Below are 13,847 nucleotides of genomic sequence, written 5' to 3' on the forward strand. Positions count from 1 at the left end.
TTGCAAGGGAGATATTGTTTCTAACCCGGCAGGATATGCATAAGTACATTAAAAATGAATCGCTTATAATCATTGTCCGGTTTTTCCTTCACAACCCTTTCGAATTAAAGGTGTTACCAGCCTTTCTATCCGTTACTCGTAAAGTGTGCAACAATCAAGGATGGCTCAGTCCGGTATTAAACTATTGAATGAGTAAAAGCGGTCCCTTTGAAAGGTCAGGCCGCCGCGTTGTGTAACTCGTTCCAGATTGCTGTTTTTTTTGTTCACACCAGTGCTCGATGTTCCGGAATCAGAAGTTTCCTTTCCATACCTTAGAACCATAGTTGCAGGGGGGCGGTCTTTGCAACCGGCTGGAGGTGTCAGCTTTCGGCGGGGTTGCGTGATTTATTTCCGCCCCCGGTTTTTATCAGGCGGATTAGCCGCCCAGGATTTTGACAAACCAATCCAATGCGGTATTCGACTCATTATACGCCACAGGAGGTGAGAGGTTTCAAAAAACCTACAAATCAACCTAAACCGTCATGGTAAGGTCTAGTACAAAGGAGAGTGCATGATTATGAAGACTCAACACAAGTCCACGTTATTGCTGATTGGAGCGTTTGTGCTCATCCTGGCTCTGGTTTCAGGCTGTGTGGATGTGCCGACCGAAGGCCCCACGCCGACACCGTTGAGATCAGAGTACCGCTTCATTCACGCTGCCACGGACATGGGTAACGTTTCGCTCAGCGTGCAGGGCAAGGCTGCAGGCAGCTTTGACTTCAAGGGAAGTATTCCCCATGCCGACTATGGTGCCGGCACCAAGGAACTGATCCTTTCCAACGGCGACTACCTGCTGATCTCGCTGTCGACCGATTACCGCGGCACCTTTGTTCTGCTGAACAAAGAGGGGCCGGATCGTACCTACCTAAAGCTGACGGAACGGCGTATTTTCGACTCCCCGACGATTGTGGATACGGTCTCGGTGGGCGCCATCCGGCCGGTGCACTGCTCGGCCGATGCGGGCGCTGCGGACATCTATGCGGATGGCCCGGGCGGCTCGTTCTCTTGGAAAAATGTCGCATATAGAGGGATCGGCGCTTACAAAAAGGTCGCTCCGGGCGATTATACGGTGACCGTCAAGGCTGCGGGCGGAACGGATGCCCTCTATCAAACGACGGTTGCGGTCGGGACGGAGCGCAACACGGTTCTCGTTATGGGCTCCGCCAAGGGCGGCACCCTCACCGCCGTTGGCGTAAAAGACAATTAATGAGCGAGATACGATGTTGTCTATCGTATACAAGACGGAGGCTATTCTATGAAATTTAAATTCGTATTCGCCCTCATTTGCACCCTGATTTTACCTGCTCTGCTGTTCGGAGCGGAAACCGGCAAGATTACTGGTAAAGTAGTCGACAAGGAGACCGGAGAGGGGTTGCCCGGCGCGAACGTGCTCATCACCGGCACCTCCATGGGTGCGATCACCGACGTGGACGGCAAGTATGTCATGCTCAACGTCCCGGCCGGCGTTTATTCCATCCGCGCCTCGTTCGTTGGGTTCCGTTCGGTTACGGTGACCAACGTCGGCGTCAACGGCGACCTGACCACGACCACCAACTTTGAGCTGCCGAGCCAGGCCCTCAATGCCGGAGACATCACCATCATCGCCGAACGCCCCCTGGTCAATCAGAGTGCCACCAATGCCGTGCGCATTCAGCGCGTCGAGGATTTCAAGAACATCCCGACCCGCAGTGTCAATTCGATCATCTCGCTGCAGCCCGGCGTCCTGGTGAAGGACGGCCAGATCTACATTCGCGGCGGCCGCGCTGAGGAAATCGGCTACATCCTCGAAGGCGCCAGCACCCGCGACGTCGTCGGCGGCAGCAACCTCGTGACCGTCATCCCTGAAGCCTTGGAAGAGTTCCAGGTCCAGGCCGGCGGCTACAACGCGGAGTTCGGCGGCGCCAACGCCGGTATCATCCGTTCGACCCTGCGTTCGGGTACCGCCAATTACCGTTTCACCCTGCAGGGCGAGACCGATAACTTTGCCAAACCCGGCAAGACCTTCCTGGGCACTAGCTCCTGGGGGTACAGCGACTACACCACGACCCTCTCTGGTCCGGTTCCCTTCACCAACAACAAGATCAAGTTCTTCCTCGCCGGCCAGAACACCTTCTGGGCCGATGATGATCCGCGCTTCTGGAAGGGCTTCGATTTCAAGCATGCCGAGACGGTTGTCGATGCCACCCATTTCCCCCTGGTGACGACGACTTATAATGAAGTCTATCCGGAATTGAAGACGATCAACAACTGGACCTACGAGAACAACAGCAATACCTTCAACGGCGCCGGCACTCTGGTCTATGACGGCTCCAAGGTCCGCGTCCGTCTGGCCAGCAACCTTTCCTACAACAAGGCCCAGAACGGCGCTTACATTGCCGACATTCTCAATAAGGACCGCACCGGCCTCTATGAGACCAGCAGCGGCCTCTACACCGCCAAGCTGACCCACATCATCAATCCTCATACCTTCCACGAGGTCAGTTTTGACTATTTCGACCGCCGCTACAAGACCTACGATCGGATCTTTGGCGATGACTACTACATGAATGCGGACAGCATCGCCAATGCCAAGGCCGGTTATAAGTTCCTGAAATGGTCGACGGCCAACGTCACCAACACCGTCGACATCTACGGCTTCGGCTTCACCGATCCGGGTACACCGGCCGGTTATTCCAAATCCAAACGCAATTACATCAGCGGCAAGTACGATTTCACCACCCAGCTGAAGAACCACGAAATCAAGTTTGGCGCTGATGCCCAGTACTGGACCTACCGGACCTTCACAGCAGCGCCCTTCGGCATGTTCACCAACCGCCTGAACAATCCGGATGTCTATGCCGGTGCTCTCGCAGGCGATCTGGCTGATTACGGCGCACTGAACGTCGCGGTCGGTGGAACCAACATCGGTTATGATATGTGGGGCAACGAAGTCGATAAAAATGTCAATGGCATCGACGGCCCGAAGCACCCGACCTACGGCGCCGCTTACCTCCAGGACAAGTACGAGGCCAAACAGCTGGTGATCAACGCCGGTCTGCGCCTCGACTACATCGACAACGATGATTTTACGTTCAAGGATATGGCCAATCCGGCCTGGGATCAGACCAACCACACCCTGATCGCCGACAAGGTCGTCCAGAAGGATCCGGGCCTTTACCTCAGCCCGCGTCTCGGTCTGGCCTTCCCGGCCACCAACCGTACCGTCTTCCACGTGCAGTATGGCAAGTTCGTCCAGGCCCCCAAGCTGGACCAAATCTATATCACCATGCGCTATCTGGATGCGGTCTTCCGGGGCGGCAACTTCTTCACCACCACCCCGGGTTTCGGCCTTGACCCGATGATCACCACCCAGTATGAGGTCGGCTTCAACCAGCAGTTCGCCGAGATGGCCTCCTTCGATATCACCGTCTTTTACAAGGACATCCAGGACTGGATCACCACCAGCCGTATTCAGGGCGGTCCCAACGATGCCATCGCCTACTATAACATCCTGGAAAACGGCGATTTCGCCACCACCAAGGGCGTCGAGTTCTCCATGACCCTGCGTCGCACCAACCGCGTCGCCGCCCAGGTCAACTATACCTACTCCTCGGCCCTTGGCACCGGTTCGGTCACCGGCTCTTCGCTGGCCGGCACCGAACAAGGCGTGGCGGTCCCGACGATCATCAGCCCGCTCGATTTCAACCGTCCGCACGTCGGCTCGGTCAATGTCGATTATCGTTTCGGCAAGGATGACGGCGGCCCGATCCTCAGCCAGCTGGGCGCCAATCTGCTCTTCCAGTTCCAGAGCGGTCACCCCTATACCCTGCGCGAAGGCGCTTTCGGCCAGCAGGATGAGAGTGTCGGCGGCGAGATCTCCGATTCGCGTAACCGCAATCCGCTGGAATCGGTCAACAGCTCGATGACGCCGTGGAACTATACCATCGACCTGCGTTTGGACAAGACCATCGATTTCGGCCCGGTCGCCGCGAACTTTTACGTTTATGCGATGAACCTGACCAACAAGAAGAATGTCACCAACGTTTACATGCGCACCGGCAATGCGTGGGATGATGGGTTCAAATCCGATTCGCAGACCAGCGCTTCGATCGCCGCGGCCCATGGCGGTGAGTTGTTCTGGAGAATGTACGATGCCATCAACCTCAACGGCAACGGCAGCAACTCCCAGAGTGGTCGTCTGCTGGGCACGCCGCGTCAGGTCCGTGCCGGTATCCGCCTGGAGTTCTGATCCCCCCTGCGGGAAGGATGCTCCGGAAACCCGGCCCGGGAGAGCGCCTTGGGCGCCTCTCCCGAAGTTCGATGTGAAGCGGATTAGACCCATCTAAAGAAATCGTACTTACGGAGGTCACGAATGAAAAAACTAGTAATCCTTCTTCTCGTCCTCAGCGTGTGCTGGTTTGCCCAGGTTGCACCCAGCTATGCGAAGATCGAGGGGAGAAGCCTGCCGGCTGCGCACCTGAACAAAGCCAGCGCGGATTATATGACCAGAACCCTGGTGAATATCGGCAACGTCGGCATGTGGATTTTTTCCGACGGTACCTCGGCCAACCAGCCCAATGGCAACTCGGGTCTCTTTTACCCGCGCGGCAGCACTCCCTCCACCGCGGTCATCTTCCAGGATGGTTTCATCATGGGCGGTGTGGTCCATGACGGCATCGAGCCGGCCATCCGTATCGAGGGCCAGTGCTACGATATCGGCACTGTGCCCGGCGCCATTCTCTCCAAGGGCGTCGCGGAAGACAAGAACGATTATGCCAAGGTCAACCGCATCTGGCGTATCCGCAAGGACTTCGCCACGCTGACCGATGATGATCTGCGACTCGACGCGGCCGAAGTCAACAGCGTCAATGCCGCTGACGTCACCGCCGGGCAGATCGCCCAGCTGCGCGCTGCCTACAAGGCGGACTGGCTCGATTGGCCGGTTTACAAGGGCGCGCCCTTCTATGATGCCGAGGGCGACGGCCTGTATAATCCCAAGTTCAACGCCGATGGCACCCCGGTTCTCTACCCCGAAGGGGACGAGCCCGGTTATGCCAATGGCGATCAGGTGGTCTGGCTCATCGTCAACGATCTCGATCCTTCGGCCTGCTCCAACTTTTACGGCAGCGTGCCGACCGGCCTCGAGCTCCAGATCACCCTATGGGCTTATAAACGCGCCGATGCCATGGGCAACATCATCTTCAAGCAGTTCCGCGCCATTTACAAGGGGCGTGCCGAAACCCCGGCCAACGCCACCATCAGCGATATGTACGTCTGCCAGTGGTCGGATCCGGACAACGGTGAAGCGGGTGACGACTTTGCCGGCTGCGACACCACCCTCAGCCTCGGCTATGTCTACAACGCTGCAGCGTCGGATCCTACCTTCTCGGCTGCCGGCTATCCCCCGGCCGCGGGGGGGTACGACTTTTTTGCCGGCCCGATGGTTCCCTCCGATGATCCGGCCAGCGAAGGCATCTTCGGCCTGAAAAAACGCGCCGGGTACAAGAACCTGCCGATGACCTCGTTCGCTTTCTTTGCGGCGGGTCAGACCGACTCGGATCCGACTCAGCGGACCTATGACGGCACGATGCAGTGGTGGAACCTGCTGCGCGGCTACAAACCGCGGCCGCAGTATCCCGAAGGGACCCCCTGGACCAATCCGCAAACCGGCGCCACCACCATGTTCCGCGTCCCCGGCGACCCGGTTGCCGGGACGGGCTGGATCGATGAGAATACCGGCGACCGTCGTATCCTCTTGGTCTCCGGACCGACCGAGATTGCTCTGGGTGATACCGTCGAAACCGTCGTCGCCGTTGCCGCTGCGATGGGCTCCGACCGCCTCTCCTCGGTCTCGGTGCTGAAATTCTACGACCGATTCGCCCAGAACGCCTTCGACGTGCTCTTTGAGCTGCCGAGTGCGCCACCCAAACCGACCGTGCAGGCCACCGAACTGAATCAGCAGATCCTGCTCAACTGGGCCGTCGATCCCGCTGCGGTCGCCAAGGTGGAAGGCTTTAACGACAAGGGCTATGCTTTTGAAGGATATAATATCTATCAACTCCCCAGTGCAGGCGCGACAGCATCCCAGGGTGTCAAGTTGGCCACCTATGACCTGAAAGACGGCGTGACCACGATCGTCCAGGAATCCTTCGATCCCGCCTCGGGTCTGGTGCTCTCTCTGCCGGCCCAGATCGGCAAGGATACCGGCATCAAACGCACCCTGACCATCACGATCGACCGCCTGCGTGATATGCCGCTGGCCAACGGCCGGATGTATTACTTCGGTATTTCCGCCTACAGCTACAACGGTACGCCAGGCCTAACCACCGTGACCCTGGAAAGCCCGATGACGGTTGTGGGTGTTGTACCACAGACGACCAAGCCGGGTGTCCGCCTGACCACTGCGAACAACACCATGCTTGAAGTCAAACATGCCGCCGGGACGAGCGAAGGGGTCGTGACCGCTGAGGTCATTGACAACACCCGCCTGACCGGGCATGAATACAAGGTGACCTTCCGCGATGTCGACGGCGCCAGTGTCTGGGATCTCACCGACGTCACCACCGGTACAGTCAAACTCAGCAGCCAGGTCAATCAGTCCGGTGACGATGATTATCTGATCGTCGACGGCGTTCAGGTCAAGGTGTCGGGTCCGACCACCGCCGGTCTGAAGGATAATGGCTACAACTATGTACCTGCCGCCAACCGCTTCCTGACAGCTTTTAACGATCCCTCGGGTGCAGCTACCCTCTGGCCGATGGAAGGCTGGGCGGGCCTGTTCGGTTGGGCCGAAAATTTCTTCGGCACCGGCCTTCCGGCTACGGGATGCAAAAACGTCGAGATCCGTTTTGCCGCTTGCGATGAGCTCGGCAATCCGCTCGATCCCAATGACCCCAACGCTTCGATGGCCTATCGGTACATGCGCCGGGCCAGCGCGCCGGCGGCTGATCCCTCTTTTGCGCCGTATATCGTTAATCCGGGCGCGGGCTATGCTTACCAGGATATGCGCCTGGTCTGTTTTGCGGCCTATGATATGGAAGCCAATCCGCCGCGCCGTCTCAACGTCGGTTTCAATGAGAACAATGCAGTCGGCGGTCTGGTAAACGGCGTATGGATGCCCGGCCGCTACGACACCCAGGGCGGCATGAATACCACCCGCGAATTCATGTTCATCTTCGCGAGCGATTATTCGACCACCCCGCAGGCGATGTACACCACGAATGACATGCTGAATACGGTGACCAATACCGACCTGATGTACGTCGGCGTCCCGAGCCGCCGCGGTGCCAGACTGCCGCAGGCCGGTGACAAGGTCATCCTTGAAGCCAATCATTTCAATACCCCGAATGATGTCTTCACGTTCAGCACGGTCTCCCCGACCAACCAGATGGCCGATGCGGTAAAGGATATCGAGAAGATCCAGGTTTTCCCGAATCCCTACTACGGTTTCAACATCGTCGAGAAGAACCAGTTCAGCCGTTTCGTCACCTTCAGCCACCTGCCTGCCAAGGCGACCATCCGCATCTTCACCCTGGCTGGCGTGCTGATTCGGACCCTGGAGAAGAACGACCCCTCGCAGTTCACCACCTGGGATCTGCAGAATGAGTCCGGTCTGCCGGCTGCCAGTGGCGTCTACCTGGTTCACATTGACCTGCCTGAAGTTGGCAAAACCAAGACCCTCAAACTGGCCTTGGTGCGTGAGCAGCAGTTCCTGACCATCTATTAATTGCCAGACGTGCGGCGGCGCTGCCGCCGCACGGTGCAGGGTTCACAACCGAAGGATTCTATCGTGAGACATCTCTGCAAAAAAATTGATAGGAGATTGAATATGAAAGCTGTTTTCAATAAAACGGTTCTTGTGACCTTGGCAATCCTGGTGGTCCTGGCTGCTCAGGCCTTCGCAGGCGCCTCCAATCGGGCAGGAACCAATGCAGCTTCCGAGCTGCTGATTCCCGTCGGAGCGCGCTACATCGGCATGGGCGGCGCTACGGCCGCAAGTGTCCAGGGTATCGACGCGATCTACTGGAATCCCGCAGGACTCGATCGCGCGAGCTATCGCGCCACAGCGCAATTCTCGCAGATGAGCTACCTGGCGGGCATCGATGTCACCTATGCCGCTGTCGCCGCGAAATTCGGCGGCCTTGGCAGCATCGGCCTGAGCTTTAAAACGCTGGCCATGGGAGACATCGCCATCACCACCGAAGATGCTCCCGATGGCACCGGGGCGCTCTTTTCGCCCCAGTTCCTCAACCTCGGCCTGACCTATTCCCGGGCCCTGACGGACCGCGTCTCCGTCGGCGCGTCGGCGAAACTGATCTCCGAGACGATCGATCGCGTCGGCGCCAGCGGCCTTGCTTTTGACATCGGCGTTCAGTATCAGAATCTCGGCGATATCAACGGCCTTGGCATCGGAGTCACCCTGCGTAACCTCGGACCGGGCATGACCTACGACGGTAACGGCCTGCTGCTCAAAGCCAATCCGCTCGACGTCCAGCGCTCCACCTCGTTCTACAAGGTCGTCGCCGGCAAGGATGAGCTGCCCTCAACCCTCGATCTCGGACTGAGCTACAAGATCAACATTGCCGAGAAAAACTCGCTCAGCCTGCATACCACCATCGTCAACAACAACTACGATGATGACTATGCCAACCTGGGCGCTGAATATTCCTTCGAAGACATGATCTTTCTGCGCGGCGGTTATGGTCTGCCCCTGGCCGGCGACAAGGATGCCACGGGTGCCCAGAACCATATCTACGGGTTCACAGCCGGCGGCGGTTTCCAGAAGGATTTCGGCGGTCTGACAGTTATGTTTGATTATGCTTACCGCGCCGTCGAGTATTTCGATGGCAACAACGTCTTCACCCTCAGCCTCGGCTTCTAATCCCGAGCGGCATTTTCCCCCCGCAAAGGTCAGGGAGAATACTCCCTGACCTTTGCTGTATAATTCCCCTTGTAATTCTCACCAGCAGAGTGTATATTTCCGGACAGAATCTTTGCAGATCATCGTGAGAACAATGCCATGAAAAAGTACATGCTTGTACTGCTGCTGATGTCAAGCTGCGCGACGACGGCGGCGCGGGAACAAAAACATCTGGACCTCAGCATCGACGTTGCCCAATTCCTCGGATCCGACGGCCAATCCTATCTGGAAATCTATTTTTCCCTGCCGGAACGGGGCCCGCTCTATGTGCAGGCGAATGGCGGATTTGTCTGCGATGTGATGATGAGCGTGGAGATTTTTCAGGATGACTCGCTGTGGGCCAACAAGGTATGGCGCATCAGCAATACCCTGGCGGATACGGCCGCAACCTCCGCCAGCCGGCAACTGGTGGACATGCTCCGCTATCCGGTGACGCCCGGCCGGCATTATCAGATCACCCTCTTCGCGCGCGATGCCCGCCGCAGCAGTCTTGATTCGGTGCGCGTCGATTGGACCAGCGCCAACTGGTCCCGCGATCTCGCCCTCAGCGATCTGCAACTGGCCAATTCCATCGCCTCCTACGACAGCAGCTGCAACGAAGTGTTCCGCAAGCGCTTTTATTGTGTCACACCCAATCCTGAATTCACCTTTGGCGGAGAGAAAGGGGACCTCTATTATTATTTTGAGGCCTATAACCTGCAGAAAAATCTCCATGCGCTGAAATACCGCGTCCTTACCCGCATCCTCGACGGCCAGGGAGAACTTCTGGCCCAGGTGCCGCCGGTTATCCACGAACGCGATCTCAAGCAGGATGTCATCCGGGAGATCGGTCAGTTCCCGATGCGCGATATTCCCAGCGGGACTTACCAGCTTGAATATGCCCTTACCGATTCGGCCAATGGCGTTTTGCTACGCAAGTCCAAACTCTTCCTCGTCCAGAATCCGGGACTCAAACCCCTGGCGCCGGTTTTCGCGCAGGGCGACCAGGAGATGCACTTCCTCGATGATTTCGATCTAAAGAAGCTGGATGAGGAGTTCGACAAACTCTTCGCGCTCACCTCCAAGGGGGACCGCGATATCTACCGCAGCCTCAAGGAGGCCGACGCAAAGCGCGCCTTTCTCTACAAATTCTGGGCCTCGCTGACACCTCCAGACTATTCACTGACCCAGGATTTCCGCATCCGCTATATGAAGGATTGCGAGTACGTGGCCAACTATTTCTCCCGGCCGGGCAAATCCGGATGGCGCAGCGATCGCGGCATCGTCTTTCTGCGCTACGGCAAGCCCTCCGACATCGAACGCCATACCGTGGGCAAGGATACCAAACCCTATGAGATCTGGCATTATGAAAATATCGAGAATGGCGTCATCTTTGTTTTTGTCGACCGTATGGGCTTCAACCAGTACGAACTGATCCATTCCACTATGCGGGGCGAGGTCTACAACCCGCAATGGGAACGGCTGGTGCAACCTGCGGCTACTGATGACATTACCATGTGAGAACGCTCTTGAGAAAAATCCTTCTGAGATCCTGCCTGGCCAGCGGGATGATCCTGCTTGCCGGTTGCGGCAAGCGGGAATCCATTCCCGTCCCGGTCTTTCTGCCTCTTGCTGAGGGCAGTCAGATCAAGTATGTCTCCTATGTGACGGACAGCCTGCGGCGTATCCAGCATGCGCTCGAGTATTTCCCCCGCTACTATGTCCGCAGCGATTCCAGCACAGCGGTCAAACGCCATTATTACATCGAAAATAATAAGTTGAACAGCTACAGCGTCGATCCGCAAGGCCGCATCACCCTTCAGGTTCAGGTTGATCTGGCGACCTATGCCGCCGCGGCGGGTTTTCCCTATGGCATGCCGGTATTCTTCAGCTATCCACGTCTGGCCTTTGACAAGACGCGGGGAGTAGGCACCACCTGGAGTGTGCGGGCCGACACCCAGTTCATTGTCGTGGATGCGGAAAAAAACGCGCGCGCGCTCGAGTTCGGCTATCGCGGCGAAGCCCGGCTCGAGGGTTGGTCCGAAGTCACCGTACCGGCGTCTCATGGGCAGAAGCTCAAGGTTCTGGATGTCCGCTGGCCGCTTTTGCTTAATTATCTCCGTGACCGCGCCTCCGGGGATACGCTATGGGTGCAACGCGGCGAAGGTCATGAATACTTTGATCCCCGTTTCGGCCTGGCGCGATCCACGAACAATTACACCATCCGCAAAAAAAGTGAAGCGCCCGTCTACCGGCAGAGCACACTGGATCTCTACCTGATGATTATTCCCAGTAAGTGATCCATGACCGGCGTTCGTGAAACCTCCCCGGAACTTTCTCCAGGGAGGTTTTGTTGTATGGAATGTAACCTGCGATGCTTGATTTCGTTTTGCAAAGGGAGTGGAAGGGTTGAAGAGAGCCAAATGGGTATTGGGGATGATGGTGCTGTTGCTGGCGCCGGTGATGGCGAGCCCGGAAGCGGGCCGGATGGACCCGCGTCTGGGGATGCTCTGGAGGGAGGGGCGGGATGTGCGGGCGAGGAACGTGCTGGAAAAATCGACGCCGGACCTGATTCCGGTGATTGCCAGCGGCCGCATCGATGAAGCGGAGATCACCGCACGGGGCGCCAAGGTGCGCTGGCGTCGCGGCGATCTGGCGATTTTGCTGACACCCGTCGAGATCCTCCCCGATCTGGCGGCTGCTCCGGGCCTGATATGGCTCGAGGCGGCTTCCATGGCCAGACCCGCAACCGATATCAGCATCCCCGAAGTCGGCGGCATCCGGGCGCGCAGCATCACCGGGTTGAGCGGACGCGGTGTCCTTATCGGCATCGTGGATTCGGGCATCGACTGGCGTCATGAGGATTTCATTACCCCGGATGGCAAGACGCGCATCAAGGCGATCCTCGACCTCAGCGAGCCGGGCGGCTATTACGGGGGAGTGCGCTACACGGAAGAGGAGATCAATGCCGCACTCGCCGCGGGAGCCAGTCTGGCAACCCACGACTACAGTGGTCATGGCAGTCATGTCGCCGGCATCGCCGCCGGTGATGGCGGCAGCGATGCGGCATTTGGAACCTACGCCGGAATGGCGCCCGATGCCGGGCTGGTCGTAGTCAAGGCCAATCGTGACCCTTATGTCTCGGAATTCAGCTCGGACGATCAGATCATCGCCATCGATTTCATCGACAGCGTCGCCGCCGCAAGCGGACTCCCCTGTGTCATCAATTTGAGCTTCGGCACCACCTTCGGATCCCACGATGGCACCTCGGCGGTCGAACGTTTTATCGAGGGCCTCTCCGGTCCGGGGCGGATCTTCGTTGCCGCAGCGGGCAATGAAGGCGACAAGGGCAGCCACGCCCGGGTGGCCGCCAGCGGCAGCGGCGCCAGGGTCTCCTTTTCGATTCCCGCCTATTCGGCCCATTCCGGGAACAACGACGATTATCTTCTGATCGATGGTTGGTACAAGGGCAATAGCCAGGCCACGGTGACCTTGAAAACGCCCGGCAATGAGACCATCGGCCCCATCAACTACGGCGGCTACTATGACAAGAATACGGCCAGCGGCTATGTGATGATCTGGAACGGCTATTACGAGAACGACGGAGAGGTTATCAGCGGCCCCAATCCCTTCAACCTTGACAAAGAGATCATTATCGAGATCAGCGATCGGGCGGGCAACATCCCTGCCAGCGGGACCTGGCAGCTCAAGGTGAACGGCAGCGGTGAAGCAGTCGATTTCTGGCTCGCCAGCGAAACGATGACCGTGCAGTTCGTCGAGGGGCTGAGCACCCGGTCGACGATTACCGTGCCGGCCACCGGCAAAAGTGTCATCGCAGTCGGCGCCTATACCACACGCAAGAGCTGGAAGGATTTCGACGGCAACAATTTGACCCTGGATACCAAAGGAACCATCAAGGTGGGGGATGTCGCCGAATTCTCGGGCGCCGGTCCCAGCCGCGATGAACGGATCAAACCCGAGATCACCGCGCCGGGGCGGATCATCGGCTGCACACTTTCCATCGACGCAGACCCGCTCTCCAGCTACAGCGTTTTCGCCTCCACCAGTGCGAGTTACCCTAAGGCCTTCCTTCTGCCGGATGCGCATCATGGCTTGACGCTCGGAACCAGCATGGCCGCCCCGCATGTCAGCGGCACCATCGCCCTGCTGCTTCAGAAAAAAGCCGATCTCACGCCGTTGCAGGTGCGGGAGCTCCTGGTTCGTACCGCGCGGTCGGTCGGAAGTTCGACCAAGGTGAATCAATGGGGATACGGCAAACTGGACGCCTATGCCGCCGCCACAGCGAGCCTGGATTCCCTGCCGACGGTCGAGGAGGAGCCCTATCTGCCCTGGCCCAATCCCTTCGTTATCTCCACGGCGGTCGAATATGCGGTAACCACGCGTTCACCGGAAATTACCCTGTTCAATGCCATCGGGCAGCGCGTTCCCGCCCTGCTCTACCGGGAGGAGGGTGCCGGCGGCCGAGGAATCGTCCGCTGGTATGGACAAGATATCAGCCAGAGGCGGCTGGCCGCGGGCGTCTATTTTATGGTGTTCCGGTATCGGGACAAGCGAATTGTCCGCAAGATTTGCCTGCTTTAAAGAATCCTGAGCAGGTGTGAAAGGATTGCATTCGATGAGTGCGTTGACCGAAAGGGAGGGAGGGACGGTGGCCGGATGGGCCCGCAGAGCGAAAACCAAAATCAAATACCATGTTGACCTCATCGCGATGCGGCGGGAGATCGAGCGCCTCTTCTCCGAGCTGGGTGGACGCACCTTCGAGCTCCTCTCTTCCGATCCCGGCGCTGAGGTCGGCCGCGATCCCGAAATTCAGCACTGGATGGAGAAGCTTAAACATCATGAGGCGATGCTGGCTGCCCTCAAGTCAGACCATCGCACGGCGACCGAAACATAAGACGCCCAGGGAGGC

8 protein-coding genes are annotated in these 13,847 nt (G+C 58.1%); all 8 read left to right on the forward strand.

The annotated features are described in order from the left end of the window. Positions 1-550 precede the first annotated feature (550 nt). Positions 551-1,246, forward strand: coding sequence for a DUF4397 domain-containing protein (locus tag PLH32_06735; protein ID HQJ64291.1), 696 nt, complete (start codon positions 551-553; stop codon positions 1,244-1,246). Positions 1,247-1,294: 48 nt separating this feature from the next. Continuing rightward, on the forward strand, positions 1,295-4,267 hold the full coding sequence (locus tag PLH32_06740; GenBank protein HQJ64292.1) for a TonB-dependent receptor: 2,973 nt from the start codon (positions 1,295-1,297) through the stop codon (positions 4,265-4,267). Positions 4,268-4,390: 123 nt separating this feature from the next. Further along, positions 4,391-7,744: a T9SS type A sorting domain-containing protein gene (locus PLH32_06745; protein HQJ64293.1), complete on the forward strand. Its 3,354-nt coding sequence runs from the start codon at positions 4,391-4,393 to the stop codon at positions 7,742-7,744. 102 nt (positions 7,745-7,846) lie between these two features. Then, positions 7,847-8,899 carry a PorV/PorQ family protein gene (locus tag PLH32_06750; GenBank protein ID HQJ64294.1) on the forward strand — a complete coding sequence of 351 codons (1,053 nt, stop codon included), beginning with the start codon at positions 7,847-7,849 and terminating at the stop codon, positions 8,897-8,899. A 138-nt stretch (positions 8,900-9,037) separates the two neighbouring features. Beyond that, positions 9,038-10,438, forward strand: coding sequence for a GWxTD domain-containing protein (locus PLH32_06755; protein ID HQJ64295.1), 1,401 nt, complete (start codon positions 9,038-9,040; stop codon positions 10,436-10,438). A gap of 8 nt (positions 10,439-10,446) precedes the next feature. After that, on the forward strand, positions 10,447-11,217 hold the full coding sequence (locus PLH32_06760; GenBank protein ID HQJ64296.1) for a hypothetical protein: 771 nt from the start codon (positions 10,447-10,449) through the stop codon (positions 11,215-11,217). A gap of 109 nt (positions 11,218-11,326) precedes the next feature. Next, positions 11,327-13,519 carry a S8 family peptidase gene (locus tag PLH32_06765; protein HQJ64297.1) on the forward strand — a complete coding sequence of 731 codons (2,193 nt, stop codon included), beginning with the start codon at positions 11,327-11,329 and terminating at the stop codon, positions 13,517-13,519. Between the two features lie 34 nt (positions 13,520-13,553). Further along, positions 13,554-13,832: a hypothetical protein gene (locus PLH32_06770; protein ID HQJ64298.1), complete on the forward strand. Its 279-nt coding sequence runs from the start codon at positions 13,554-13,556 to the stop codon at positions 13,830-13,832. The last annotated feature ends 15 nt before the right edge of the window (positions 13,833-13,847 follow it).

Source organism: bacterium (assembly GCA_035419245.1).
GTDB lineage: Bacteria > Zhuqueibacterota > Zhuqueibacteria > Residuimicrobiales > Residuimicrobiaceae > JAKPUX01.